A 25,631-nucleotide genomic window follows, 5' to 3' on the forward strand; every position below is an offset into this window, starting at 1 on the left:
GCGACTGCGACGGGACTAAAAACCAGACTAGAAGACCGACCGCACCCTGGTTATATCGCTTTGCAATAAGACAAAGCGGTTCCGTCGCCGCCCACGAAAAACCATTACTTAAGGAAAGTCTGAAGTAATTATTTATAGATCACGATTCAATTGGCCCGCCAGTTACCCGATGCTCCGGCACTCAGCCCCTATAAAAACAAGCCGTGAACCTATGAACGCCCTATCCGACAAGACCGCTCCCCGCGCCGCTCCCGGCCTGAAAATCGAGACCCGCTCCATTGACTACGTTCCGCGTAGCGAACGCCACGGCAAAGTCTGGCACCAGGGTCCGTTCTGGTTCACGGGTAACTTCGTCCTCACCACCATGGTCACCGGTTTCACCGGGGCCGCGTTGGGCTTGAGCCTGGTCTATGCCGTGCTGGCGATTGTCATTGGTGTGTGCCTGGGCACCTTCGCCATGGCGTTCCACGCCAACCAGGGCCCGCGCATGGGCTTGCCGCAGATGATCCAGTCACGCGCCCAGTTCGGTCTGCGCGGGGCCATCGTGCCGTTTATCGCGGTGATCTTTGTGTACATCGGCTTCAACGTGTTCAACGTGATTCTCGCCACCGATGCCATCAACACGGTCCTGCCGGGCAGCCGTGCGCCGTGGTATGCGCTGATGATCATCCTCGCGGTGGTAATCGCCGTAATCGGCCATGACCTGCTGCACACGGTGCAACGCTGGTTGACCTACGTGATGATCAGCGTATTCGCGGTGCTGACCGTCGCCGCCCTGATGAGCCTGTCGGCCGACGCAGCGGTGGCCGATGCCCACTTCTCGTGGTCGGCGTTCCTGATTCAGCTCAGCGCCGCTGCCGGTTATCAGATCAGCTACGCCGTGTACGTCTCGGACTACTCGCGTTACCTGCCCCACCAAACGCCGTCGCGCCGGGTGATTTTCTGGACTTACCTGGGCGCTGCCGGCTCTGCCTTGTGGCTGATGTCCCTGGGCGCATTCCTCGCTTCGGCGCTGCCTTCGCCGGATGCCATCACCAGCGTGCGCACCGTGGGCAACCAGGTGATCCCCGGCTTCGGCACCTTCACCGTGCTGATCGCAGTGCCGGCGTTGATTGGCATCATGGCGGTCAACTGCTACGGCGCCATGCTGACTGGCATCAGTGCCATCGACGGTTTCGTTAAGATCCAGCCGCGCCTCAAGAGCCGGATCATTGGCATCGGCCTGGTGGCCGTGGTGATTTTCCTGATCGCCCTGAGCATTCCTGACAGCTACCTGGCCAGCTTCAATACGTTTGTGCTGCTGATGTTGTATTTCCTGGTGCCGTGGACTGCCGTCAACCTCGCGGACTTTTATCTGGTGCGCAAAGGCCAATACGCCATCAGCGACATCTTCAACTCCGCCGGCATCTATGGCCAGTGGGGCAAAGCGGGCCTGGTCGCCTATGGCCTGGGCATGGCCTCGATGGTGCCGTTCATGTCGTTGAGCTTCTACGTGGGGCCGGTCGCCGTGGCACTGGGCGGTGCCGACATTGCGTTTGTGATCGGCCTGGCCGTTTCCGCCCTCGTCTACTGTGCAATGAACCGCAACCTTGACCATAACGCCGAGCGCCGTGCGATTGCCGCCAGCGAAGCCATGTTGGAAGGCAACACCCCATGAACAGCGTACGTGTCGTCTGTCATCAACTGGCCCCCCGTATCGGCGACGCCGAGTACAACCGCACCCTCAGCGCCCAGGCCATCCGCAGTGCAGCGGCGCTGGGCGCGCAGGTGGTGGTGCTGCCGGAGTTGGCCCAAAGCGGTTATGTGTTCACTGACACGCAGGAAGCCCTCAGGGTGTCCGAACCCCTCGATGGCCCGACACTGACCCTGTGGAAAACGCTGGCAAACTCACTAAACATCATTGTCGTGGCCGGCTTTTGTGAGCGGCTGACGGCAACGCAGGTGGCCAACAGCGCCGCCCTGATAGAGCCGCACGGCAGGCTGACGGTGTACCGCAAGGCGCATTTGTGGGATCGCGAAACGTTGGTCTTCACCCCCGGCACCGAGCCCCCGCCGGTGGTCGACACCGCCGTCGGCCGCATCGCCGTGATGATCTGCTACGACCTGGAGTTGCCCGAGTGGGTACGCCTGGCCGCCCTGGCCGGTGCTGACCTCCTGTGTGCGCCCGTCAACTGGCCAGATGGCCCGCGCCCCGCCGGCGAAAGGCCGGCAGAAATCGTCCGGGTCCAGGCCAATGCGGCCGTCAACCGCCTGTTCATTGCCGCCTGCGACCGCCATGGCGAAGAACGCGGGGTGAATTGGGTCGGGGGCTCGGTTATGGTCGATGCCGATGGCTACCCATTGGCCGGCGCGGTCTCGCACCAGCAAGAACAACGCTTGGTCGCCGACCTGCCACTGGCCCACGCCAGGGACAAGTTCATCAGCGCACACAACCATGTGCATCAGGATCGGCGGCCGCAGTTGTACTGAGCGTCAGAACTCGATCCGCACATCCCCCTTCGGCACGCTGCAGCACGACAGGATGTAGCCTTCGGCTTCGTCTTCTTCGGTGATGCCGCCGTTGTGCTCCATCTCGACCTCCCCGCCCAGCTTCATCACTTTGCATGTGCCACAAATCCCCATGCCGCAGGCTTTGGGGATCAGCAGGCCGAGCTTGGCGGCGGCGGCATGCACGGTTTCGCCCGGTGCCACGCGGATGCTTTTGCCCGATGCAATGAATTCCACCTGGTGCAAATCCGCCTGGTCGATTTGCGGTGCGTCGGCGGCTTGTTCGGCTTGCTCGACCGCATCGGCACGGGCTTCCGCTGGCGTGGCGCCGAAGGATTCCTCGTGGTAGCGCGCCATGTCGAAGCCCGCCGCTTCGAGCAGGCGTTTGACCGCGTTCATATAAGGCGTCGGCCCGCAGCAGAACACTTCCCGCTCGAGGAAGTCCGGCACCATCAATTCCAGCATCTTGTGGTTCAGGTAGCCGCGATACCCGGCCCAGGGTTCGCCCAGGCCGTGTTTCTCGCAGATCAGGTGCAGGCTGAAGTTGTCAATGCGCGAGGCCATGTGCTCCAGCTCGCGGTGGTAAATGATGTCTTTGGGCGAGCGCGCACTGTGGATAAAGGTCATGTCGACATTGGCGTTGGTGTCATAAAACCAACGGGCCATGGACATTACCGGGGTGATCCCCACGCCGCCGCTCAGGTACAGCACTTTAGGGCTCGGGAAGTCGATGGCGTTGAACAGCCCCACCGGCCCGTGCACCGCCAACTCTTGCCCTTCATGCAGGGTGTCGTGCAGCCAGTTCGACACCCGCCCGCCCGGCACGCGCTTGATGGTCACCGAGAAGCTGTAGGGCACCGATGGCGAGCTGGAAATGGTGTACGACCGCATGATCGGCTGGCCGTCGATTTCCAGCTCCAGGGTGACGAACTGCCCCGGCTTGAAAAAGAACAGGATCGGCTGGTCGGCCATAAAGCAGAAGGTGCGCACATCCCAGGTTTCCTGGATGACTTTGACGCACCGGACGATGTGCCGACCATTGGCCCAGGTCTGGGTAGTGACAGGATTCAGGAAGGTGTTGGACATGCTGTTCTCCACGGCCGTAGTTCGGCTTGATGCTGGCGATTCTGCGTAACGCCGCGACCTGCCATTTACCTATCTGCGACATTCGCATACTTATCGCGACCAGCCCCCATACCACTGGGGTTGCGCGTCGGGAACAGAGTGGGCCATGTCGTTAATGGACAAGGTTGCGGGCAGCGCCGGGCCCACACTCGCAGCCAACAACGACGCTTTCTTTACGCCTTGCTGCAAACCTGATTAGCCACTTATCGCGGCCACACAGAATGGCCTTGAGGACACATACGATGGACGTCACCGCAACCTTGAGCTTGGGCGATCCGCTGGAACCCGCACGCAAGGCCACCGCGCAAATGTTGCAAGAGCGCGAGCGCACTTTTTCGTTGCCCCAGCCGTTTTACTCTGACCAGCGGCTGTTCGATATCGACATGCAGGAGATCTTCCAGAAGGAATGGTTGATCGCCGGCATGACCTGCGAAATCCCCACCAAGGGCAACTACCTGACCCTGCAGATCGGCAAGAACCCGATCATCGTGATCCGTGGCGCCGAAGGCGTGGTGCATGCCTTTCACAACGTCTGCCGCCACCGCGGTTCGCGCTTGTGTACCAGCGACAAGGGCAAGGTCGCCAAACTGGTTTGCCATTACCACCAGTGGACCTACGAACTGGACGGGCGCCTACTGTTCGCCGGCACCGAGATGGGCGCCGACTTCGACATGAAGCAGTACGGCCTCAAGCCGGTAAACGTGAAGACCGCCGGCGGCTACATCTTCATCAGCCTGGCCGAGAACCCGCCGGCCATCGATGACTTTCTGTCGACGCTCAACCACTACATGGAACCCTACGACATGGAAAACACCAAGGTGGCGATCCAGACCACCTTGTTTGAAAAAGCCAACTGGAAACTGGTGCTGGAAAACAACCGCGAGTGCTACCACTGCAACGCCTCGCACCCCGAGTTGCTGAAAACCCTGCTGGAATGGGACGACGTCACCGACCCGCGGGCCGACCAGGCCTTTAAAGACCACGTCGCCGCATCCGCCGCTGCCTGGGACGCCGAGAAGATCCCTTACGCCCACGCCAGCTTCGGCCTGCGAAACCGCATCGTGCGCATGCCGCTGCTCAAGGGCACCGTCTCCATGACCCTGGATGGCAAGCAGGGCTGCAAGAAACTCATGGGCCGGATCCAGAACCCCGACCTGGGCTCGATGCGCATCCTGCACCTGCCCCACTCGTGGAACCACTGCATGGGCGATCACATCATCGTCTTCACGGTATGGCCGATCAGCGCCCAGGAAACCATGGTCACCACCAAGTGGCTGGTGCACAAGGATGCCGTGGAAGGTGTGGACTACGACGTCGACCGCATGCGCCAAGTGTGGGATGCCACCAATGACCAGGACCGGCGCCTGGCCGAAGAGAACCAGCGCGGGATCAACTCCACCGCTTACCAGCCGGGGCCTTACTCCAAGACCTATGAGTTTGGCGTGGTGAACTTTGTGGACTGGTACAGCGAGCGCATGCTCAACAACCTGGGAGCGGCACCGGCCCCGTACCTCAAGGGCGTTGCCGCGCACGAGTAACTGACCCACCCGGGATCAAAAAATGTGGGAGCGGGCTTGCTCGCTCCCACATTTGGGTCCGCATCTGGTCAAAAATTGAGCATAGGGCCGTCAGCCCACTGTTATCCTGCCCTACAGCCATCCTCCAACAACTTATCCACAAACCCACCCACAGCAATTGTGGGCAACTGCGCTCTTACCTCGAAATAAAACCAAGAAAATCCGTGACTTATTCAAAGCAACGGGTTTTATCCAACATTGATGATTTTTTGACCTAAAGCCTACAAGCCACGTTCTATATAGCCTGTAGCGGAACGCAAACACCTTATCCACAGAAGCGCCAACAGACTTTGGGGGCAACTTTGGCCTATCTGTGGAAAACCGTCTGCAACCGAGCAAAATCGAGGCTTTACGCGAAGATTCAAGCGGAAACGGCCACATTGATCATATTTCAACCAACCCACTGCACGCCTTTATTTATAAGGCCTGTAGCGGGTAGCGAACATCTTATCCACAGAAGCACCAACAGACTTTGGGGGCAACTCCGGGCCGGGCTTTTTCCTTATCCACAGAAAAAGCCCAGTAAAAACCGTCGCTTAGGTTGGTTGTTTTTCGTACAGAGGGCTGTAGGGCTTGATTTACATGGGGTGTGGACAGCCGCGAACAGGTTATCCACAGGTGGGTTAACAGGGATTGTGGGTAAACACCCACGCACACGCCTTGTAGGAGCGAGCTGCTCGCGAAAAAGGCCAACGGTAACGCAGCGTGTCTGGTTTAACGCTGCGCGCTCAGGTTCTTCGCGAGCAAGCTCGCGCCTACAGGGGGTCAGCGCACCACGCCTTCTTCGATCAGCAGCTTGAGAATAGCTTCGGCGCCCGCCTCGGGGCCTAGGCCCTTGAGCACCTGGCCACCGCCGCCGCTGGCCTTGGCCGTGGCGGCCTTCATGCGGTCGGCGCCGCTCTTGGCCTTGATCACTTTGAGGCGCTTGGGTCGAGGCTTGGCCGGTTGCAGCACGGCGCCTGTGAATAACTCATCGTCCACCACCTGCACGTCGTGCTCCTGGAGCACACCGCGCTGGGCCGGGCCATAGGCGCTTTGCCGCGGCTTGGGCCCAGCGTTATCCACCGTGGCCACAAACGGCAGGCGCACCTTCAGGCGCCGCCGCTGCCCGCGCGGCAAGGCTTGCAGCACATGGGCCACACCGCTGTCGATGGACTCCACCTGGGCCAGCCCGACAATCAGCGGCCAGCCCAGGTGTTCGGCCAACAGGAAGGGCAGCATGCCCGAGCCTTCGCCGGTTTCTGCCTGGCTGCCGGTAAGCACCACCTGGGCACCAGCGTCCTGTAGATAGTCACCGAGTACCGGCAAGGCATCGGCGCCGGCCGGTTGCTCCAGCACGTGCAACTGCGCCAATCCCATGCCCAGGTAGGCGCGCAGGGTCGGTTCGGCAATGTCGCCGGCATGCAGCACTTGCAGGTTATCCCCAGCCAGTTGCAACCCCAATTCCACGGCGCGGGCATCCTGTTCGGCGCGACGGGGGCGGCCGGAGGTCGGGTGGGCGCCTATGGAGACCAGGCTGATTACATGGGTCGTCATGGCCATATCCTTTGCTTAAGCCGCATCGCGCTTGGCGCCGTTGCGGTGGGCCTGGACCGCTGCGATCAAGGCCCGGAGAATTTCGCCGCTGTCACCGATCACCGACAGGTCGGCGCGCTTGATCATGTCGCAACCCGGATCGAGGTTGATCGCCACGACTTTGTCGCAGGCACCAATGCCTTGCAGGTGCTGGATCGCCCCGGAGATCCCCACGGCCACATACACCCGTGCGGTGACCCAGATACCACTGGCGCCAACCTGCCGGTCCCGTGCCATGAAGCCATCGTCCACAGCCACCCGCGACGCACCTTCGGTAGCCCCCAGCGCGGCAGCGGTCTGGTGGAACAGCTCCCAGTCCTTGACCCCATTGCCGCCCGAGAAAATAAACTCGGCCTCGGCCATGGGAATCGCGCCCGGGTCCACCGCCACCGCGCCCAGGTCCTCGATACGCGGCAAGCTGCGCGCCAGCGCTGTGGATAACTCCAGCGGCAACACTTCATGGCGCGTATCGCTGACGGGATCGGCACATTCCACCGCGGCCAGGATCAGCCTTGGCAGCGCTCGCGCCAGGTCCTCCCGGCCCGCACCGGCACGGCCGATACACTCGCTGCCCTTGATCTGCCAGACCCGGGTGGCCGGGCGTTCCTTGAGGCTCGCGGCAAAGCGCCGCCCCAGTTCGCCACCGCCACTGCGGCTGTCGGGCAGCAGCCAGTGACGCGGGCTGAACTGGTTATCCACAGCCCGCAGGCCATGGACCCGTTGCTCCGGTGAATAACCGTCGAATTCGCGGCCATCCAACACCAGCAGGCGGTCCACGCCGGCCGTGTCGAACGCGCTTTCCTTGTGCTCGCCAAACACCACCGCCAGCACCGCGCCGTCGCTGCCGGCGAGTTGCCGCGCCAGGCCCAGCAAGTCGCGGTCGTGGCTGCTCAGGCGGCCGCCGACCATATCCGGCACCACGTTGATGTAGAACGCCGGGGCTGGCACCTGATGCAACGGCAACTGCACTTGCACCGCTGCCGTGCGCTTGGTGGCGCCACCCTGCTGGGCGCCGCTGCGGTCGATACGCTTGATGCCGTTGGGGCCGATAAAACCCATGCCGTGCACATTCTTGCGGATGATGCCGTTAGGCCCCATCCAACTGTGCTGCTCCGGTTGCATTGCCGCATGCAGCGGGTGCAGGCGGTTGCGGGCGATCCATTCGGCCCGTGGGTCGCGGCGGATAATGTCGCTCATCAATGCACCTCCGCAGGTTCACGCAAATTCGGGGTCTTGGCCGGTGCAGGCTCTTCGAGCAGGGCATCCGCCACCAGTTCGGCAATGTCTTTGATCAGGGGGCGTGGCTCGACCACCCCTTCGAGCATCGCCGTGCACTGTGGACAACCGACGGCCACCAGTTCGGCGCCGGTCTCGCGGATGTCTTCCATGCGCATGTCGGGGATGCGCTGCTTGCCGGGAATATCGGTGATCGGCGCGCCGCCCCCGCCGCCACAGCAACGGGAACGGAAGCCCGAACGCTGCATCTCCTTGACCTCGATCCCCAGCGCCCGCAGCACGTGGCGCGGTGCCTCATACTCGCCGTTGTAACGGCCCAGGTAGCACGGGTCGTGATAGGTCACGCTGTTGCCTTTGTGCTGGCCCAGGTTCAGCGCGCCGGCGTCGATCAGCTCGGCCATGTAGGTGCTGTGGTGCTGCACCAGGTAATGGCCGTCGAAGGCGCCATATTCGTTTTTCAGCACGTGGAAACTGTGAGGGTCACAGGTCACGATGCGCTGGAAACTGTACTTGGCCAGGGTCTGGATATTGCGTGCGGCCAGCAGCTGGAACGTCGCCTCATCCCCCAGGCGCCGGGCCACGTCGCCACTGTCGCGCTCCTCCAGGCCCAGCACGGCGAAATCGACCCTGGCTGCCTTCAGCACTTTGACGAAGGCGCGCAAGGTCCGCTGGTTACGCATGTCGAAGGCACCATCGCCAACCCAGAACAGTACGTCAGTTGTCTTCTTGTCGCCGAGCAGCGGCAGGTTCAAGTCCGCCGCCCAGTTCATCCGCCCGCCCGGGGCAAAACCGCCAGGGTTGTCGGTGGCGATCAGGTTTTCCAGGACTTCGGCGCCCTTGTTCGGGGTCGCGCCTTTTTCCAGGGTCAGGTGACGGCGCATATCGACGATGGCATCCACGTGCTCGATCATCATCGGGCATTCTTCGACGCAGGCGCGGCAGGTGGTGCACGACCACAAGGTCTCGGCGTCCACCAGGCCGTTGACGATCGGTTGGTGCGGGTTGCCGCTGTGCTCGCCAATGGCCTTGCCCGGATACGGGCTGCCGGCGAACTTGGCATCGGTGCCACCGGCCAGGCCGACCACCATGTCCTGGATCAGTTTTTTCGGGTTCAGCGGCTGGCCGGCGGCGAATGCAGGGCACGCGGCTTCGCACTTGCCGCACTGCACGCAGGCGTCGAAACCGAGCAGTTGGTTCCAGGTGAAGTCCTTGGGTTTTTCCACGCCCAGGGGCGCGCTTTTGTCACTCAGGTCCAACGGCTTCAAGCCGGTGGAACGGCCACCCCCAAAACGTTCGGCGCGGCGGTGCCAGGCCAGGTGCAGGGCACCGGCAAACGCATGCTTCATCGGCCCGCCCCAGGTCATGCCGAAGAACATCTCCGACACGCCCCACAGCACACCCACACCGAGCAGCGCGGCCAGCAGCCAGCCACCGAAGTCGGCGGGCAGGATCCCGGCCACCGGCAAGGTCACCAGGAAGAAACTTACCGAGAACGCCATCAGGCTTTTCGGCAGGCGCATCCACGGGCCTTTGGACAGGCGCGCGGGTGGGTTGCGCCGGCGCAGGTAGACGAAGGTGGCGCCGACAAACATCAGCACCGAGGCCAGCAGCAAGGCGTAGCCGAGGATGCGATTGTGCAGGCCGAAACCGTGCACAAAAATTGCCAGCAACGCCGACAACACAAAGCCCAGGGCCGTGGCCACGTGGGTATTGGCGATGTATTTGTCGCGGGCAACCACGTGGTGCAGGTCGACCATGTAGCGCTTGGGCATGGCCATCAGGCCGCCCAGCAGGTCGACCTTGGCGGCACGGCCACGGCGCCACATGGTCACCCGGCGCAAAGCGCCGAGGACAGCGAGGCCCAGGGCTGCAAACAGGAGAATCGGAAGAAGGGTGTTCAACATGGTGAAGCTCCCACAGACCACACAGCTCTAATGTGGGAGCGGGCTTGCTCGCGAAGGCGGTGCATCCGCCACCGGATGTATCGACTGACACACCGCTTTCGCGAGCAAGCCCGCTCCCACATTTTTGACCGAGTCCACATTGGTTCGGTGTTGGGTCAGAAATCCTTGCACAAGCGCAGGGCGTCATAGATCGCGGCGTGGGTATTGCGCTGGGCCACACAGTCACCGATGCGGAACAGCAAGTACCCTTCCCCCGGTTCGCTAAGGCACGGTTGCGGCTTGATCGCGAACAACGCTTCGACGTCCATCTGCCCCTTGTTGCGCGCCCCTTGCTTGAGGGCGTAGTAGATTTCTTCATCCGGGCGCACGCCGTTCTCCACCACCACCTGGTCCACCACCCGCTCTTCCTTGGCGCCGGTGTATTCGTTCTCCAGCACGGCTATCAGCTTGTCGCCCTCGCGGTAGACCTTCTCCAGCATCATGTCGCCGGTCATGATCACTTCCTTGGGGTACATGCTGCGGTAGTAAGTCGGGAATGACGTACCGCCGATGGCCACGCCGGGCTTGATGTCGTCGGTGACGATCTCGACCTGGCAACCCTTGTCGGCCAGAAAGTCGGCCACTGACATGCCGGTGAATTCGCAGATGGTGTCGTACACCAGCACGTTCTTGCCCGGCGCCACCTTGCCGTCGAGCACATCCCAACTGCTGACCACCAGGCCTTCTGCCGCGCCCCAGTGTTCGTTCTGCTCGATGAACGGATGCCCGCCCACCGCCAGCACCACCACATCCGGACGCAGGTCGAGGATGGTTGCGGCATCCGCCGCCACGCCCAGGCGCAGGTCGACGTTGAGCCGTGCCAGTTCCAGCTGGAACCAGCGGGTGATACCGGCGATCTGGTCGCGCTGCGGTGCCTTGGAGGCGGTGGTGATCTGCCCACCGATAAAGTCTTTTTTCTCGAACAGGGTCACATCGTGGCCACGCTCGGCAGCAACCCGAGCGGCCTCCATCCCGGCCGGGCCGGCACCGACCACGACCACTTTGCGTTTGGGCCCGGTGGATTTCTCGATGATGTGCGGTACACCCATGTATTCCCGGGAGGTCGCGGCGTTCTGGATGCACAGTACATCCAGGCCCTGGTACTGGCGGTCGATGCAATAGTTGGCGCCGACGCACTGTTTGATCTGGTCGATCTGGCCCATCTTGATCTTGGCGATCAGGTGCGGGTCGGCCATGTGCGCACGGGTCATGCCGACCATGTCCACGTAGCCGCCTTCGAGGATGCGCGTGGCCTGGTTCGGGTCCTTGATGTTCTGCGCGTGCAGCACCGGGGACTTGACCACTTCCTTGATCCCGGCCGCCAGGTGCAGGAACGGCTCCGGCGGGTAACTCATGTTCGGGATCACGTTGGCCAGGGTGTTGTGGGTGTCGCACCCCGAGCCGACCACCCCGATAAAGTCGAGCATGCCGGTGTCGTCGTAGTACTTGGCGATCTGCTTCATGTCCTCGTGGGACAGGCCGTCCGGATGGAATTCATCCCCGCACAAACGGATGCCCACGCAAAAATCCGGGCCGACTTCCGCACGCACGGCCTTGAGCACTTCGAGGCCGAAACGCATACGGTTTTCGAAGCTGCCGCCCCATTCATCGGTCCGTTTGTTGACCCGTGGGCTCCAGAACTGGTCGATCATGTGCTGGTGCACCGCCGACAGCTCCACGCCATCCAGGCCACCGGCCTTGGCCCGGCCTGCAGCGCTGGCGTAGTTGCCGATCACCCGCCAGATTTCTTCCGGCTCGATGGTCTTGCACGTCGCACGGTGTACCGGCTCGCGCACCCCCGACGGCGACATCAGGGTCGGCCAGTTGAAGCCATCCCAACGCGAGCGACGGCCCATGTGGGTAATCTGGATCATGATCTTGGCGCCATGCTTGTGCATCGCGTCAGCCAGGTTCTGGAAGTGCGGGATGATGCGGTCGGTGGACAGGTTCACCGAACTCCACCACTCCTGCGGGCTGTCGATCGCCACCACCGAGGAGCCGCCACAGATCGCCAGGCCAATGCCGCCCTTGGCTTTCTCTTCGTAATACTTCACATAGCGGTCGGTGGTCATCCCGCCGTCGGTGGCATACACCTCGGCGTGGGCGGTACTGAGCACGCGGTTGCGGATGGTCAGTTTGCCGATCTGGATCGGCGCAAACATTGCTTCGAAAGCCATGGCACGGTCCTCGGCTTACAACGGCTTGACGGTGAACAGACCGTCGTCATGGCCCTCTTCGGAGCCTCCGTAGACTTGTTCGGCGACGGTGCGGATGTTGCTGCCGCGCGCCTGCAGAATCTGGTCCATGGCGCCGGCAAACCAGCCGGTGAACATGTAGTCGACCTTGCGCCCGACCTTGCCGTACACGTAGACGAATGCCGAGTGTTCGAGCTTGACGCTGGCGGTGCCTTTATCCAGGTCGATGTCCTGGATCTTGAACAGGCCCCAACCGCGCTGCGACAGGCGCTTCATGTAGTGCTCGAACACTGCGACGCCTTCCAGGCCGTGGCATTCGGCTTCTTTTTCACACCAGTGCCAGGCGGATTTGTAGCCGGCCTTGTAGAGGATTTCGGCGTAGGCATCAGCGCCCAGCACCTCTTCGATGCCCATGTGATTGTTGACGAAGAAATGACGCGGTACGTACAGCATCGGCAAGGCGTCGGAGGTCCAGACACCGGTTTCGCTGTCGACTTCGATTGGCAATTGCGGGGCGATCTTGGCCATGGAAACTTAACTCCAGAAAATTCTTGGTAATGCCCCGGCACGAATGGCCGGGGGAGAAAAAACGGTGGCTTATTCGCCCCAGACGTCTTTCAACACGTTGACCCAGTTCTCGCCCATGATCTTGCGTACTACGCGCTCGCTGTGGCCGCGCTTGAGCAGGGTCTCGGTCAGGTTGGGGAACTCGCCCACGGTGCGGATGCCCAGCGGGTTGATGATCTTGCCGAAGCTGGTCAGGCGGCGGGCGTAGCCCTTGTCATGGGTCAGCATTTCGAAGAAATCCTGGCCATGGCCCTGGGTGAAGTCGGTACCGATGCCGATGGCGTCTTCGCCGACAATGTTCATGGTGTATTCGATGGCTTCGGCGTAGTCGTCGATGGTCGAATCGATGCCCTTGGCCAGGAATGGCGCAAACATGGTCACACCGACAAAACCACCGTGGTCGGCAATGAACTTGAGTTCTTCATCGGACTTGTTGCGCGGGTGCTCTTTCAGGCCGGACGGCAGGCAGTGGGAGTAGCACACTGGTTTTTTCGATTCGAGGATGACTTCTTCACTGGTCTTGGAGCCGACATGGGACAGGTCGCACATGACACCGACGCGGTTCATCTCAGCGACGATTTCGCGCCCGAAGCCCGACAGGCCGCCGTCGCGCTCATAGCAGCCGGTGCCCACCAGGTTCTGGGTGTTGTAGCACATCTGCACCACGCCGACGCCGAGCTGCTTGAAGATCTCGACGTAGCCGAGTTGGTCTTCAAACGCGTGGGCATTCTGGAAGCCGAAGATGATGCCGGTCTTGCCCTGCTCCTTGGCGCGGCGGATATCGGCGGTGGTTTTCACCGGGATCACCAGGTCGCTGTTCTCGCGGATCAGGGTCTGGCTGGCCACGATGTTATTGATCGTGGCCTGGAAGCCTTCCCACACCGACACCGTGCAGTTGGCGGCCGTCAGGCCACCCTTGCGCATGTCCTCGAACAGGTCGCGGTTCCACTTGGCAATGATCAGCCCGTCGATAACGATGCTGTCGGCGTGCAGTTCGGCTGGGCTCATCAGGCGTCCCCTTATTGGCGATTCATGCGCCGAATCGTCTGCCGGCGCTTTGGGGCCAGCATATGCCCAGGGACTGAGCGAGCCGGGTGCAAAAACGACAGGGGAATTGCCGAAAGCGTCAATCCACGACAAAGGGTGCACGGACGTGTCTGTCGTGCATCTGTTCTTTGGCCTACGCTTGAGCCAGAATTCGACCCATCCACCGATATGAGAAGGCGCAATGAAACCGATTTTCCTGGCTTTGGCACTCCTCGCCACTGGCGTCCACGCGGCCGAAGACACCGACAGCACCCCGTGTGATGGCATCGAAAACGACAAACAGACCCTGGAATGCGCCTCCTACAACAAAACCACCGCCGAGCAGTTGTTGAAAGACAACTATCAAGGCCTGCTGGAACGCATGGGTTCTACCTACGGCAGCGACAAGACCAAACTGGCGGACATTACCGCTCGTCTGAAGGATGCCCAGCAGAAGTGGGAAAAACTGCGGGATGCCGATTGCGCGGTGGACACCTTCCCGGCAGTGACCGGCACCAAGGCCTACGCCATTGCGCAGAATGACTGCCTGGCGCGGATGAGTGATGAGCGGTCGGAGTTTTTGGAGTCGATTGGCCAGGAATAAGCGACAATCGCGCGCATCCTTTCCTCTGAACCAAGGCTACCCATGACTCTGTGCGGCATCGAAATCAAAGGCAGCGAAGCCATCATCGCCGTTGCCGCCCCGGACCTGACCCACGTCACCATGGCCACCAAGAAAATCGCCCTTGAGGACGATGACGAGGCCGCCAACGTCAAAGCCTTCGCCAGCCAAGTGGCCGCGTTTGTGCGCGATAACGGCATCACCCGCATCGCGATCAAGAAGCGCAGCAAGAAAGGCGAATTCGCCGGCGGCCCGACCACGTTCAAGATCGAAGGCGTGTTGCAACTGCTGGACGGCGTTGAAGTGACCCTGCTGTCGCCGCAGACCATCAATGCGCAGTACAAGAAGCACAGCTTCGAGCTGCCGGCGACGCTGAACAAATATCAGCATGAAGCCTTTAAAACCGCGTGCTCGGCGTTGGTAAAAAAATAAGCCACCCCATACGTCCAATGTGGGAGCTGGCTTGCCTGCGAAAGCCATGAGTATCTACACAACTCGCTCTTCTGGGTATGTGTACATATCCGTTGCCGCGGTCGCGGCGGGTATGGGTTCCGCCCTTACGGCGGCTCACTTTTGAACAGCGCAAAAGTAAGCAAAACGCTCTTGCCCCACCACTCGGCACCTCGCCTAGGCTCGGTGTGCCCGTAATCCGACATTGATTTGGGGGGCCGCCGCGATGGGCCATCCATGGCCCAGCGCGGCTAAACCGGCGTCCTGCCGGTTTACCCCCCAAATCAATATCGGATGACGGCCAGCGTGGTTCAACGGGGCGCTAAGATCAAAATCACAAGCAAAGCGAGGCGGCCTGACAGCCGACCTGATCGTCGAATCGTGCGCGTACCCCTGTGGGAGCGGGCTTGCTCGCGAATGCGGTGTATCAGTCAATATATCCATCACTGACCCACCGCATTCGCGAGCAAGTCGAATCGTCGCACCGCCGCTCCCACAGGGGAATGCAGCTTCGCGCTCTGGCGTTGCTGTTGATCTGGCTTTTGATCTTAGGCGCCCCGTTAAACCACGATGGCCGCAGGCAGGTATTGCGCAGTGGGCACCCCGGCAGGATGCCGGGGTAGCCGCGACACGGCCATGGATGGCCGATCGCGGCGGGCCCACGGAGCAATGCCTGACTGCGGGCATGCCGAGCCTAGGCGAGGCACCGAGTGGTGGGGCAAGAGCGTTTTGCTTACTTTTGCGCTGTTCAAAAGTGAGCCGCCGTAAGGGCGGAACCCATGGCCGCCGTTACCGCAGCAATGGATATGCCCCCTACATCAGCCCAAAACCCAGAGCCCAGAGCCCAGAAGTATCAGAGAGTCGTGTAGATACTCATGCTGCGATAGCGGTGTATCAGTTGGCAGATAAGTTGCTGACCCACAGCGATCGCAGGCAAGCCAGCTCCCACATTTTGTGTCGGCGTATGCCCTACCGCCGCCGATCCTCCCGCGGGCACTTGGCAAACCGCGCCCGGTAGCTTCGGGTGAAGTACGACGGTGACTCAAACCCGCAGGCAATGCTCACTTCCAGCACGCTCATGCCGCTCTGGCGCAGCAGTTTTCGGGCTTTTTCCAGGCGCAGGCCGAGGTAGAAGGTGCTCGGTGTTTCGTTCAAGTGCAGGCGAAACAGGCGCTCCAGTTGGCGCCGTGTGACCTTGATCATCTGCGCCAGCGCCAGGGTGCTCAGGGGCGGTTCGGTGTGCTGTTCCATCTCGCCGATCACCTGCACCAGCTTCTGGTTGTTGATCCCGTAGCGAGTGGCGATCTGCATGCGCTGGTGGTCTTTGCGCGGGCGGATGCGGCCCAGCACAAACTGTTCGGAGACCTGGATCGCCAGTTCCGGGCCGTGGGCCTGGCTGATCAGGTCAAGCATCAAGTCGATGGAGGCGGTGCCACCGGCGCAGGTGATGCGCCGACGGTCGATTTCGAACAGTTCCTGGGTCACGGCCAGCGCGGGATAGGATTCCTTGAAGGCATCGATGGCTTCCCAGTGCAGGGTCAGACGGTAGCCATCGAGCAGGCCGGCCTGGGCCAGGACGAAGCTGCCGGTGTCGATGGCGCCCAAGGGCACACCGTCATGATCGAGGCGGCGCAGCCAGTGCTCCAGGGCTGGCGTGACGAACTCCAGCGGTTCGAAGCCGGCGACCACCAGCAAAGTCGCGCCCTTTTTCAGTGGCGCCAGCCCCTCGTCCGCGTTGACGGACATGCCATTGCTCGCCAGCACCGCGCCGCCATCCGCACTCAATACGTGCCAGCGATACAGCTCGCCGCGAAAACGGTTGGCCACGCGCAGCGGTTCAATGGCAGAGATAAAGCCGATGGCGGAAAACCCCGGCATCAGCAGAAAGTAGAAATCCTGGGACATGGTGCGCACTCGTGGGACGGGTAGCGTGGTCACTGTGATACGTCAGTTCCAACGCCCATTCAAGGGCACAGGTCGCCACAGTGCAAGATCGGGTCGCCGCCGTGCGTTTTACCGGGCATCAAGGTGGGTAACTTGGCGACACGGTGCACAAAGACGCCGGAACCCACAATAACGACCTGCCGAGGGATCCATCATGAACCGACTGATCAGCCGCTGCGTGCTCGCGCTCAGCGCCGTCCTGAGCACCAGCCTGTGGGCCGCCGATGCCGCCTCCTGTAAAAACGTGCGCATGGGTGTAGTGAACTGGACCGATGTGATCGCCACCAGCGCCATGACCCAGGTGCTGCTCGACGGCCTCGGCTACACCACCAAGCAAACCAGTGCTTCCCAGCAAATCATCTTCTCCGGCATTCGCGACCAGCGCCTGGACCTGTTCCTCGGCTACTGGAACCCGTTGATGACCCAGACCATCACCCCGTTCGTCGACGCCGGCCAAGTGAAAGTCCTCGACACGCCCAGCCTCAAGGACGCCCGCGCCACCCTCGCAGTGCCGAGCTACATGGCCGACAAGGGCCTGAAAACCTTCGCCGACATCGCCAAGTTCCACAAAGAACTGGGCGGCAAGATCTACGGCATCGAGCCGGGCTCGGGGGCCAACACCCAGATCAAGGCGATGATCGCCAAGAACCAGTTCGGCCTGGGCAAGTTCCAACTGGTGGAGTCCAGCGAGGCCGGCATGCTCGCCGCCGTGGACCGCGCCGTGCGCCGCAAGGAGGCGGTGGTGTTCTTCGGCTGGGCGCCGCACCCGATGAACGTCAATGTGCAGATGACCTATCTGTCGGGCAGCGAGGACGCCCTGGGCCCCAACGAAGGCATGGCCACGGTCTGGACCGTCACCACGCCGACCTACGCCGAGCAGTGCCCGAATGTGCATAAGTTGCTGACCAACCTGACCTTCACCGCCGCCGACGAGAGCCGGATGATGCAGCCGCTGCTGGAGCACAAGGATGCCTTGGAATCCGCCAAACAGTGGCTCAAGGATCACCCCCAGGACCAGCAGCGCTGGCTGGAAGGCGTGACGACCTTCGATGGCAAGCCGGCGGCCGCCAACCTGCAATTGACCAGCAAGTAACTTCTCCTGAATCCCCGTTTCGCGGCCATCAACGGCCGCGAACAGCACCCTCACGCCTGCAAGGAACCCGCCCCATGAACCACGACGTCATCATCACCTGCGCACTCACCGGTGCTGGCGACACGACCGCCAGAAGCCCACACGTGCCGGTCACGCCCAAGCAAATCGCCGCTGCGGCGGTGGAGGCTGCCAAAGCCGGCGCCACCGTGGTGCACTGCCATGTGCGCGACCCGCAGACCGGCAAGTTCAGCCGCGACGTGGCGCTGTACCGCGAAGTGATGGAGCGCATCCGCGAGGCGGATATCGACATCATCGTCAACCTCACCGCCGGCATGGGCGGCGACCTGGAAATCGGTGGCGGCGAGAACCCCATGGAGTTCGGCCCCAACACCGACCTGGTCGGCCCGTTGACCCGCCTGGCCCACGTCGAAGAACTGCTGCCGGAAATCTGCACCCTGGACTGCGGCACCCTGAACTTCGGCGATGGCGACACCATTTACGTCTCCACCCCGGCCCAACTGCGGGCGGGCGCCAAGCGCATCCAGGAACTGGGGGTGAAGGCCGAGCTGGAGATTTTCGATACCGGCCACCTGTGGTTCGCCAAGCAGATGATCAAGGAAGGCCTGCTCGATAACCCGTTGTTCCAGCTGTGCCTGGGCATCCCCTGGGGCGCCCCGGCCGACACCACCACCATGAAAGCCATGGTCGACAACCTGCCGGCTGATGCGGTGTGGGCCGGCTTCGGGATTGGGCGCATGCAGATGCCGATGGCGGCGCAAGCCGTGCTGCTGGGCGGCAATGTGCGGGTCGGGCTGGAAGACAACCTGTGGTTGGACAAGGGCGTACTGGCGACCAATGGGCAACTGGTGGAGCGCGCTGGGGAAATCCTCAGCCGCCTGGGCGCACGAGTGCTGACCCCGGCTGAAGGCCGCATAAAAATGGGCCTGACCAAACGCAGCTGATCCCCCTGCCGCAACCCGCTCAAAAATGTAGGAGCTGGCTTGCCTGCGATAGCGGTGCATCAGTTGATACATATGGCACTGACCCACCGCTATCGCAGGCAAGCCAGCTCCCACAATGAACCTCTTTAGCACTGGAAATTACCCAAATGAGCTTTATCACCGAGATCAAAACCTTCGCCGCCCTGGGCAGCGGTGTCATCGGCAGCGGCTGGATATCTCGCGCCCTAGCCCACGGCCTGGATGTGGTGGCCTGGGACCCGGCGCCAGGCGCCGAAGCGGCCCTGCGCAAACGTGTCGCCAATGCCTGGGGCGCCCTGGAAAAACAGGGCCTGGCACCGGGCGCCAGCCAGGACCGCCTGCGGTTTGTGGCGACCATCGAGGAGTGCGTGCAAGACGCCGACTTCATCCAGGAAAGCGCCCCGGAACGCCTGGAACTGAAACTGGAGTTGCACAGTAAGATCAGTGCCGCGGCCAAGCCCGATGCGCTGATCGGCTCCAGCACCTCGGGCCTGCTGCCCAGTGAGTTCTATGAGAGCGCCACCCACCCGCAGCGCTGCGTGGTCGGTCACCCATTCAACCCGGTGTACCTGCTGCCGCTGGTAGAAGTGGTGGGCGGTAAACACACCGCCCCCGAAGCGATCCAGGCGGCCATAAAAGTCTACGAGTCCCTCGGCATGCGCCCCTTGCATGTGCGCAAGGAAGTCCCGGGATTTATCGCCGACCGCTTGCTCGAAGCGCTGTGGCGCGAGGCGCTGCACCTGGTCAACGACGGTGTGGCGACCACCGGCGAGATCGACGATGCGATCCGCTTTGGCGCCGGTTTGCGCTGGTCGTTCATGGGCACGTTCCTGACCTACACCCTGGCCGGCGGCGATGCCGGCATGCGGCATTTCATGGCGCAATTCGGCCCGGCACTGCAACTGCCGTGGACGTACCTGCCGGCACCGGAACTGACGGACAAACTGATTGATGATGTGGTCGATGGCACCCGCGAGCAGTTGGGCAGCCATAGCATTTCAGCGCTGGAGCGCTATCGTGATGATTGTTTGCTGGCGGTACTGGAAGCGGTGAAGACCACCAAGGCCAAACACGGCATGAGCTTCACTGAATAACCCTGTGGGAGCGGGCTTGCTCGCGAAAGCGATGCATCAGCACCGAATGCACCAACTGACACACCGCTTTCGCGAGCAAGCCCGCTCCCACATTTTGACTGCGTACACCTTGGGATTCATGACATGCCAACGTTGACCACCTACACCACCAAAATCATCCCCGACTGGGTCGATTACAACGGCCATCTGCGCGATGCGTTCTACCTGCTGATTTTCAGCTACGCCACCGATGCGTTGATGGACACCCTGGGCCTGGACAGCGACAACCGCGAAGCCAGCGGCCATTCGCTGTTCACCCTGGAACTGCACCTCAATTACCTGCACGAAGTGAAGCTGGGCGCCGATGTTGAAGTGCACACCCAACTGATCGCCCATGACAGCAAGCGCCTGCATCTCTATCACAGCCTGCATCGGGTCGGCGAAGCACGGGAACTGGCGGGCAATGAACAGATGCTGCTGCATGTCGACCTGGCCGGGCCACGCTCGGCACCGTTCAGCGAGGCGGTTGCGCAGCGGTTGGCGATGCTCAGCGCCGAGCAAGCAGACCTGCCCCGGCCTGCCCTGCTCGGACGCGTCATCGGCCTGCCCCAACGCTAACCGTGTAGGAGCGAGCTTGCTCGCGAAGAACGTCAACGATAACGCGCGCTGCCTGGTTAGACGCGGCGTCCTTGAGTTTTTCGCGAGCAAGCTCGCGCCTACAAAAAAGCAGGCATAAAAAAGCCCCGATCAAGCCGTGACAAGATCGAGGCAGAGTGCTTTGTGTGAGCGTGCGTCCCGAGGGTGACCAAACCGTCAAACCGCTTGCTTGAACCTAAGTGTGCCCGCAACGCTGCCCGGTAACTGGCCCGAAAACGACCTGCTCATAGTCGTTCCAGCCATTGCGTCATTCAGCCCTTGCCGACCCGCTGGCAGCCCACCAGAATCAAAGGCTCCCCTAACCAGGATGAACATCATGATGCACGCGGATTTGATTGATCAGGATGACCTGTTGAGCCAACTGCGCTCCCTGGGTTTCGAGGTGCCCAACGGCGCCACCGCCGAGCAGGCCTGTGAATGCGCGGTACGCGGCTTGAGTGAAGCGCGGGCCAAGGCGCTCAAGGGCATGGTTGAGCAGATGTACACCGGCAGCGCGACGATTCTGCCGGCGGTGCGCCAGGCGATTGATAAGCAGTTGTTCCCGGCCCTGGTGCAGTTCAAGCAGAACTCCGGGGCCTGATACACCGCATTCGCGAGCAAGCCCGCTCCCACATTTGACTGCATTTCAAAGGTGGAACTCGGTCAAATGTGGGAGCGGGCTTGCTCGCGAATACAGACGCCTCGGTCTACAGCCTTACACTGGCAAACGTCGACTCATTGCGCGCCTGGCTCAACGCCGACATCGGCCCGGCCAACGGTGACAACACCAACGCCTGCGGGATCGGCATCATCGCCACTTGCTGGGTGGTGTTGGAACCTACGCGTTCATCCCGTGGCGGAATGCCGAAGTATTCGCGGTAGCACTTGGAGAAGTGCGGCGTGGACACAAACCCGCACACCGAGGCCACTTCGATGATCGACATCGGCGTTTGCTTGAGCAACTGCCGCGCACGAATCAGGCGCAGCTTGAGGTAGTAGCGCGACGGCGAGCAGTGCAGGTATTTCTGGAACAGCCGCTCCAGTTGACGCCGCGAGACGGCGACGTACACGGCCAGTTCATCGAGGTCGATCGGCTCCTCCAGGTTGGCTTCCATCAGCGCGACAATTTCCTGCAGCTTCGGCTGGTTGGTGCCGAGCATGTGCTTGAGCGGCACGCGCTGGTGATCCTGTTCGTTGCGGATGCGCTCGTACACGAACATCTCGGAAATCGCCGCCGACAGCTCACGACCGTGGTCGCGGCTGATCAGGTGCAGCATCATGTCCAGCGGCGCGGTGCCGCCCGAACTGGTGAAGCGATTGCGGTCGAGGGTAAACAAGCGCGTGCTCATCGACACCCGTGGGAAGGCTTCCTGCATCGATGCCAGGCATTCCCAGTGCACGCTGCAATCAAACCCGTCGAGCAGGCCGGCGCAGGCCAGGGCCCAGCTACCGGTGCACACCGCGCCGAGGCGACGGGACTGGCGCGCCTGGCTTTGCAGCCACGACACATGTTCGCGGGTCACGGTGCGCTGGATACCCACGCCACCGCAAACAATCACGGTGTCCAGGGCTGGGGCTTTGTGCATGGAGCAATCGGGGGTGATTTGCAGGCCATCGCTGGCCCATACCTGGTTGCCGTCGACGCTCAAGGTGGTCCAGCGATACAGCTCGCGGCCAGACAATTGGTTGGCCATGCGCAGCGGTTCGACTGCGGACGCCAGGGAAATCAGCGTGAAATTGTCCAGCAGCAAAAAGCCGATGGATTGAGGCGCACGGTTCTGGGGTTGGGCCCCGGAGTTGAACGACGTCATCGCGGTATCTCCTCACACAAAGCAGGTGATGGCCTCAGGCGAGGCTCTTGTTATTGCACTCTTCATCCATCAGGAGAGAGGCTTTGGATTGATAGAGCAAATGCCATGCCTAAAGTTGAATAGGTATTCAATAACTCCTGAAAACGACCTGTTGAGGTGTCTATATAAGCCCACGCCCGGCGTGAGGATATGACTCGGAAAAAGCCTACGCTCAAGGTCTGTGAGCAGATCGGTAGCACTTGTGGGAAGGCGCTTTCAGGGCGTAGGAAAAGTGTGTCACCACACGCACAGGTGACGGGTGGTAGGGAGGGAGATCGTTCGCAAGCTACTTATCTATTTGCGACGCGCTAAAAGGTGGCGATTTTGGTTGGAGTGTTCACTTTATGAGCAGTGTTGTTTGAACTACCGCCATCGCGGGCAAGCCCACTCCCACATTTGAATGTATTCACAAATTACTTTTGTGGGAGCTGGCTTGCCTGCGATGCAGGCGACTCGGTCTCAGCATTCGACGGCACTCACCGCCAACCCACCCCGCGATGTTTCCTTGTACTTGTCATGCATGTCCGCGCCGGTATCGCGCATGGTGCGGATCACTCGGTCCAGGGAGATAAAGTGCTGGCCGTCGCCACGCAAGGCCATCTGCGCCGCGTTGATCGCCTTGACCGCCGCTATCGCGTTGCGCTCGATGCACGGCACTTGCACCAGGCCGCCCACCGGGTCGCAGGTCAGGCCCAGGTTGTGTTCCAGGCCGATTTCGGCGGCGTTGCACACCTGCTCCGGGGTTGCGCCAAGAATCTCGGCCAGCCCCGCCGCGGCCATGGCGCAGGCCGAGCCGACTTCACCCTGGCAACCCACTTCGGCACCGGAGATCGAAGCGTTCTTTTTACACAGGATGCCGATGGCCGCCGCACCGAGGAAGTAGTCCACCACGTTGGCCTCGGTGACTTGCTCACTGAACTTCATGAAGTAATGCAGCACCGCCGGAATGATCCCCGCCGCGCCATTGGTCGGTGCGGTGACCATGCGCCCACCGGCGGCATTTTCTTCGTTGACCGCCAGGGCGAACAGGTTGACCCATTCCATGGCGCTCAAGGTCGAGCCGATCACATTCGGCTTGCCCAATTCCTGCAGGCTGCGGTGCAACTTGGCAGCGCGGCGGCGCACATTCAGGCCGCCGGGCAGGATGCCTTCGTGCTTGAGTCCCTGCTCGACGCAGTCCTGCATGGCGCGCCAGAGCTTCATCAGGCCACTGCGGATTTCTTCCTCCGAGCGCCAGACCTTTTCGTTGGCCAACATCAATTGCGCAACGCGCAGGTTGTGGGTGTTACACAACTGCAACAGCTCTACCGCGCTGGAAAAATCATAGGGCAACTCGGTGCGGTCCATATCGGCCACGCCGCTGCGCGCCTGGGCTTCATCCACCACAAAACCGCCCCCCACCGAATAGTAGGTATCGCGATGCAATTCGGTCTGGGCGCCGTAGACCACCAGGGTCATGGCATTGGGATGGAACGGCAGGTTTTCGTCGATCAGGCGCATGTCCCGCGCCCATACAAAGGGCACCGGCACGCGGTTGTCCAGCAGCAGCGTCTGCGTCTGGCGCAGGGTCTCGATGCGCAGGCCGATCTGCGACGGATCAATCGCGTCCGGCCACTCGCCCATCAGCCCCATGATCACCGCGTTGTCGCTGCCATGGCCGATGCCGGTGGCCGACAGCGAGCCATACAGCTGAACTTCGACGCGCTGCACCTGTTCCAAAAGAGCACGTTCACGCAGGTTTTGCACAAACAACGCCGCGGCACGCATGGGGCCGACGGTGTGGGAACTGGACGGCCCGATGCCAATCTTGAACAGGTCGAAAACGCTGATAGCCATTGCGCGAAACTCCTCGATAGCACAGTCCAGGCGCAATAACGCCTGGTGGCGGAGCTGCTACGCTCAAGTCGCCCAGATGGCCGCATCATCAAGCTTTCGCTGCGCCGTCCGGCGTCTCACACCGACATACCCATGCTCACCAGCGTCGTCCCCGCGCAATGGGGCGTAATCGCCGTTTTTGGCGGTGCAGATCGAGAAAAAGTGCAGTTTTGCCTGTGGAAAAACCTGTAAGCGACGTCACCGACACTGGATACGACCATCCCTGTACTGGATACGACGCACCCTGTAGGCGTCAGATTTTCACTGGTACATGATCAGTCTCGACTCGTTTGCAAGGCACCGAGGCGGCACCTAGCTCGCACGCCCCAACTGCAACACTTATAAGCGCGGTCAAGCACCGCCGGAAAAACACCAGGAGTCCAAACCCATGAAAGGTTCCCCCCCGTTGTTGTTGGCCGCCATGCTGAGTCTTCCCCTTGCGGCTCACGCTGCTGATCCCGAGCAGTGCAGTACCGTCAACTTCTCCGATGTCGGCTGGACCGATATCACCGTCACTACCGCCACCACCAGTGAGATCCTCAAGGGCCTGGGCTACAAGCCCCGCACCACGATGATTTCCGTACCCGTGACCTACAAGTCCCTGGCCGACGGCAAGAACATGGATATCTTCCTCGGCAACTGGATGCCGACCATGGAGAACGACATCAAGCAGTACCGTGATGCCGGCACCGTGGAAACCGTGCGCGCCAACCTGGAAAACGCCAAGTACACCCTGGCAGTGCCACAAGCGCTGTACGACAAGGGCCTGAAAGACTTCGCCGATATCACCAAATTCAAGGACGAGCTGGATGGCAAGATCTACGGCATCGAGCCGGGCAATGACGGCAACCGCACCATTCAGACGCTGATCGACAAGGATGCCTTTGGCTTGAAATCGGCCGGTTTCAAGATCGTCGAATCCAGCGAAGCCGGAATGCTCTCCCAGGTCGAACGTGCCAGCAAACGCGACAAGGCCATCGTGTTCCTCGGCTGGGAACCGCATCCGATGAACACGCGCTTCAAGATGAAATACCTGACCGGCGGTGACGATTCGTTCGGCCCCAACTACGGCCAGGCCACCATCTACACCAACACCCGCAAGGGCTACTCAGAGGAATGCAGCAACGTGGGCCAGTTGCTGAAAAACCTGGTGTTCACCCTGGACATGGAAAGCACCCTGATGGGTAACGTCCTCGACGACAAAATCAAACCCGATGCCGCCGCCAAGGCCTGGCTGAAGAAAAACCCACAAGTACTCGACACCTGGCTCGCCGGGGTCACCACCCTTGATGGCAAACCAGGACTTGCCGCCGTAAAAGCCTATCTCGACAAGTAATCGCTGACCCTGGGCCGGCGTGCCGGCCCAGGATGTTTTCC

General features: G+C 61.5%; 21 protein-coding genes. 11 read left to right on the forward strand and 10 right to left on the reverse strand.

From position 1 onward, the window contains the following. Positions 1–211: 211 nt before the first annotated feature. Together GDV60_RS25055 and GDV60_RS25060 are read left to right on the forward strand one after the other, a co-directional pair. A complete protein-coding gene (locus tag GDV60_RS25055) occupies positions 212–1,657 on the forward strand; it encodes a cytosine permease (RefSeq protein WP_029296979.1) in 1,446 nt (481 codons plus the stop codon). After that, entirely contained in the window at positions 1,654–2,469 is an 816-nt protein-coding gene (locus GDV60_RS25060) for a nitrilase-related carbon-nitrogen hydrolase (RefSeq protein ID WP_159909030.1), read from the forward strand. The genes GDV60_RS25055 and GDV60_RS25060 overlap by 4 nt, the downstream gene beginning before the upstream one ends. 3 nt (positions 2,470–2,472) lie before the next feature. Here GDV60_RS25060 and gbcB read toward each other — a convergent pair whose 3' ends face one another. After that, the gene (gene gbcB / locus GDV60_RS25065) at positions 2,473–3,573 is read right to left on the reverse strand and encodes a glycine-betaine demethylase subunit GbcB (protein WP_029296985.1); all 1,101 of its coding nucleotides are present in this window, start codon (positions 3,571–3,573) and stop codon (positions 2,473–2,475) included. A gap of 281 nt (positions 3,574–3,854) precedes the next feature. On the opposite strand from gbcB, the gene gbcA reads away from it, so the two are divergent. After that, on the forward strand, positions 3,855–5,150 hold the full coding sequence (gene gbcA, locus GDV60_RS25070; RefSeq protein WP_092230991.1) for a glycine-betaine demethylase subunit GbcA: 1,296 nt from the start codon (positions 3,855–3,857) through the stop codon (positions 5,148–5,150). 804 nt (positions 5,151–5,954) lie between these two features. Here the strand turns inward: gbcA and GDV60_RS25075 are convergent. From GDV60_RS25075 to GDV60_RS25100, 6 genes are all read right to left on the reverse strand, one after another. Further along, the gene (locus tag GDV60_RS25075; RefSeq protein WP_092230994.1) at positions 5,955–6,725 is read right to left on the reverse strand and encodes an electron transfer flavoprotein subunit beta; all 771 of its coding nucleotides are present in this window, start codon (positions 6,723–6,725) and stop codon (positions 5,955–5,957) included. 15 nt (positions 6,726–6,740) lie between these two features. Next, the gene (locus GDV60_RS25080; RefSeq protein WP_092230997.1) at positions 6,741–7,961 is read right to left on the reverse strand and encodes an electron transfer flavoprotein subunit alpha/FixB family protein; all 1,221 of its coding nucleotides are present in this window, start codon (positions 7,959–7,961) and stop codon (positions 6,741–6,743) included. Further along, positions 7,961–9,904 (reverse strand): dimethylglycine demethylation protein DgcB, encoded by a 1,944-nt coding sequence (gene dgcB, locus GDV60_RS25085; RefSeq protein ID WP_159909032.1) that lies wholly within the window; start codon positions 9,902–9,904, stop codon positions 7,961–7,963. Before dgcB ends, GDV60_RS25080 begins: the two co-directional genes overlap by 1 nt. Positions 9,905–10,059: 155 nt before the next feature. Further along, positions 10,060–12,120: a dimethylglycine demethylation protein DgcA gene (gene dgcA, locus GDV60_RS25090; RefSeq protein WP_029296994.1), complete on the reverse strand. Its 2,061-nt coding sequence runs from the start codon at positions 12,118–12,120 to the stop codon at positions 10,060–10,062. Positions 12,121–12,135: 15 nt separating this feature from the next. Continuing rightward, positions 12,136–12,666, reverse strand: coding sequence for a DUF5943 domain-containing protein (locus tag GDV60_RS25095; RefSeq protein WP_003194877.1), 531 nt, complete (start codon positions 12,664–12,666; stop codon positions 12,136–12,138). Positions 12,667–12,735: 69 nt separating this feature from the next. Next, positions 12,736–13,713, reverse strand: coding sequence for a dipeptidase (locus tag GDV60_RS25100; protein WP_029296997.1), 978 nt, complete (start codon positions 13,711–13,713; stop codon positions 12,736–12,738). Between the two features lie 220 nt (positions 13,714–13,933). Between GDV60_RS25100 and GDV60_RS25105 the strand changes: the two genes are divergently transcribed. Next, a complete protein-coding gene (locus GDV60_RS25105) occupies positions 13,934–14,335 on the forward strand; it encodes a lysozyme inhibitor LprI family protein (protein ID WP_029296999.1) in 402 nt (133 codons plus the stop codon). Positions 14,336–14,377: 42 nt separating this feature from the next. Then, positions 14,378–14,785 carry a DUF3010 family protein gene (locus GDV60_RS25110; protein WP_029297002.1) on the forward strand — a complete coding sequence of 136 codons (408 nt, stop codon included), beginning with the start codon at positions 14,378–14,380 and terminating at the stop codon, positions 14,783–14,785. A 987-nt stretch (positions 14,786–15,772) separates the two neighbouring features. On the opposite strand, the gene GDV60_RS25115 is transcribed toward GDV60_RS25110, so the two are convergent. Continuing rightward, positions 15,773–16,708: a GlxA family transcriptional regulator gene (locus GDV60_RS25115; RefSeq protein ID WP_092231006.1), complete on the reverse strand. Its 936-nt coding sequence runs from the start codon at positions 16,706–16,708 to the stop codon at positions 15,773–15,775. A 193-nt stretch (positions 16,709–16,901) separates the two neighbouring features. Here GDV60_RS25115 and GDV60_RS25120 point away from each other — a divergent pair, with 193 nt between their 5' ends. From GDV60_RS25120 to GDV60_RS25140, 5 genes are all read left to right on the forward strand, one after another. Beyond that, on the forward strand, positions 16,902–17,840 hold the full coding sequence (locus GDV60_RS25120) for a choline ABC transporter substrate-binding protein (RefSeq protein ID WP_092231009.1): 939 nt from the start codon (positions 16,902–16,904) through the stop codon (positions 17,838–17,840). A 74-nt stretch (positions 17,841–17,914) separates the two neighbouring features. Beyond that, a complete protein-coding gene (locus GDV60_RS25125) occupies positions 17,915–18,802 on the forward strand; it encodes a 3-keto-5-aminohexanoate cleavage protein (protein WP_092231012.1) in 888 nt (295 codons plus the stop codon). 146 nt (positions 18,803–18,948) lie between these two features. Further along, positions 18,949–19,914, forward strand: coding sequence for an L-carnitine dehydrogenase (locus GDV60_RS25130; RefSeq protein ID WP_092231014.1), 966 nt, complete (start codon positions 18,949–18,951; stop codon positions 19,912–19,914). A gap of 123 nt (positions 19,915–20,037) precedes the next feature. After that, positions 20,038–20,511: a thioesterase family protein gene (locus GDV60_RS25135; protein ID WP_070993946.1), complete on the forward strand. Its 474-nt coding sequence runs from the start codon at positions 20,038–20,040 to the stop codon at positions 20,509–20,511. Positions 20,512–20,866: 355 nt separating this feature from the next. Beyond that, the gene (locus GDV60_RS25140; protein ID WP_092231017.1) at positions 20,867–21,130 is read left to right on the forward strand and encodes a hypothetical protein; all 264 of its coding nucleotides are present in this window, start codon (positions 20,867–20,869) and stop codon (positions 21,128–21,130) included. A gap of 106 nt (positions 21,131–21,236) precedes the next feature. On the opposite strand, the gene GDV60_RS25145 is transcribed toward GDV60_RS25140, so the two are convergent. Together GDV60_RS25145 and GDV60_RS25150 are read right to left on the reverse strand one after the other, a co-directional pair. Further along, the gene (locus GDV60_RS25145) at positions 21,237–22,340 is read right to left on the reverse strand and encodes a GlxA family transcriptional regulator (RefSeq protein WP_029300670.1); all 1,104 of its coding nucleotides are present in this window, start codon (positions 22,338–22,340) and stop codon (positions 21,237–21,239) included. 498 nt (positions 22,341–22,838) lie between these two features. Beyond that, positions 22,839–24,215, reverse strand: a complete 1,377-nt coding sequence (locus GDV60_RS25150; protein ID WP_029300672.1) for an L-serine ammonia-lyase — start codon at positions 24,213–24,215, stop codon at positions 22,839–22,841. Positions 24,216–24,642: 427 nt separating this feature from the next. On the opposite strand from GDV60_RS25150, the gene GDV60_RS25155 reads away from it, so the two are divergent. Beyond that, positions 24,643–25,590 carry a choline ABC transporter substrate-binding protein gene (locus GDV60_RS25155; protein WP_029300674.1) on the forward strand — a complete coding sequence of 316 codons (948 nt, stop codon included), beginning with the start codon at positions 24,643–24,645 and terminating at the stop codon, positions 25,588–25,590. The last annotated feature ends 41 nt before the right edge of the window (positions 25,591–25,631 follow it).

It is taken from the genome of Pseudomonas sp. DTU12.1 (assembly GCF_009873475.1).
GTDB classification, from domain to species: domain Bacteria; phylum Pseudomonadota; class Gammaproteobacteria; order Pseudomonadales; family Pseudomonadaceae; genus Aquipseudomonas; species Aquipseudomonas proteolytica.

Bases quoted from the DNA above. Each gene is read 5' to 3' on its own strand.
- GDV60_RS25055 (WP_029296979.1), top strand. From the start codon at position 212: ATGAACGCCCTATCCGACAAGACCGCTCCCCGCGCCGCTCCCGGCCTG.
- GDV60_RS25060 (WP_159909030.1), top strand. From the start codon at position 1,654: ATGAACAGCGTACGTGTCGTCTGTCATCAACTGGCCCCCCGTATCGGC.
- gbcB (WP_029296985.1), bottom strand. From the start codon at position 3,573: ATGTCCAACACCTTCCTGAATCCTGTCACTACCCAGACCTGGGCCAAT.
- gbcA (WP_092230991.1), top strand. From the start codon at position 3,855: ATGGACGTCACCGCAACCTTGAGCTTGGGCGATCCGCTGGAACCCGCA.
- GDV60_RS25075 (WP_092230994.1), bottom strand. From the start codon at position 6,725: ATGACGACCCATGTAATCAGCCTGGTCTCCATAGGCGCCCACCCGACC.
- GDV60_RS25080 (WP_092230997.1), bottom strand. From the start codon at position 7,961: ATGAGCGACATTATCCGCCGCGACCCACGGGCCGAATGGATCGCCCGC.
- dgcB (WP_159909032.1), bottom strand. From the start codon at position 9,904: ATGTTGAACACCCTTCTTCCGATTCTCCTGTTTGCAGCCCTGGGCCTC.
- dgcA (WP_029296994.1), bottom strand. From the start codon at position 12,120: ATGGCTTTCGAAGCAATGTTTGCGCCGATCCAGATCGGCAAACTGACC.
- GDV60_RS25095 (WP_003194877.1), bottom strand. From the start codon at position 12,666: ATGGCCAAGATCGCCCCGCAATTGCCAATCGAAGTCGACAGCGAAACC.
- GDV60_RS25100 (WP_029296997.1), bottom strand. From the start codon at position 13,713: ATGAGCCCAGCCGAACTGCACGCCGACAGCATCGTTATCGACGGGCTG.
- GDV60_RS25105 (WP_029296999.1), top strand. From the start codon at position 13,934: ATGAAACCGATTTTCCTGGCTTTGGCACTCCTCGCCACTGGCGTCCAC.
- GDV60_RS25110 (WP_029297002.1), top strand. From the start codon at position 14,378: ATGACTCTGTGCGGCATCGAAATCAAAGGCAGCGAAGCCATCATCGCC.
- GDV60_RS25115 (WP_092231006.1), bottom strand. From the start codon at position 16,708: ATGTCCCAGGATTTCTACTTTCTGCTGATGCCGGGGTTTTCCGCCATC.
- GDV60_RS25120 (WP_092231009.1), top strand. From the start codon at position 16,902: ATGAACCGACTGATCAGCCGCTGCGTGCTCGCGCTCAGCGCCGTCCTG.
- GDV60_RS25125 (WP_092231012.1), top strand. From the start codon at position 17,915: ATGAACCACGACGTCATCATCACCTGCGCACTCACCGGTGCTGGCGAC.
- GDV60_RS25130 (WP_092231014.1), top strand. From the start codon at position 18,949: ATGAGCTTTATCACCGAGATCAAAACCTTCGCCGCCCTGGGCAGCGGT.
- GDV60_RS25135 (WP_070993946.1), top strand. From the start codon at position 20,038: ATGCCAACGTTGACCACCTACACCACCAAAATCATCCCCGACTGGGTC.
- GDV60_RS25140 (WP_092231017.1), top strand. From the start codon at position 20,867: ATGATGCACGCGGATTTGATTGATCAGGATGACCTGTTGAGCCAACTG.
- GDV60_RS25145 (WP_029300670.1), bottom strand. From the start codon at position 22,340: ATGACGTCGTTCAACTCCGGGGCCCAACCCCAGAACCGTGCGCCTCAA.
- GDV60_RS25150 (WP_029300672.1), bottom strand. From the start codon at position 24,215: ATGGCTATCAGCGTTTTCGACCTGTTCAAGATTGGCATCGGGCCGTCC.
- GDV60_RS25155 (WP_029300674.1), top strand. From the start codon at position 24,643: ATGAAAGGTTCCCCCCCGTTGTTGTTGGCCGCCATGCTGAGTCTTCCC.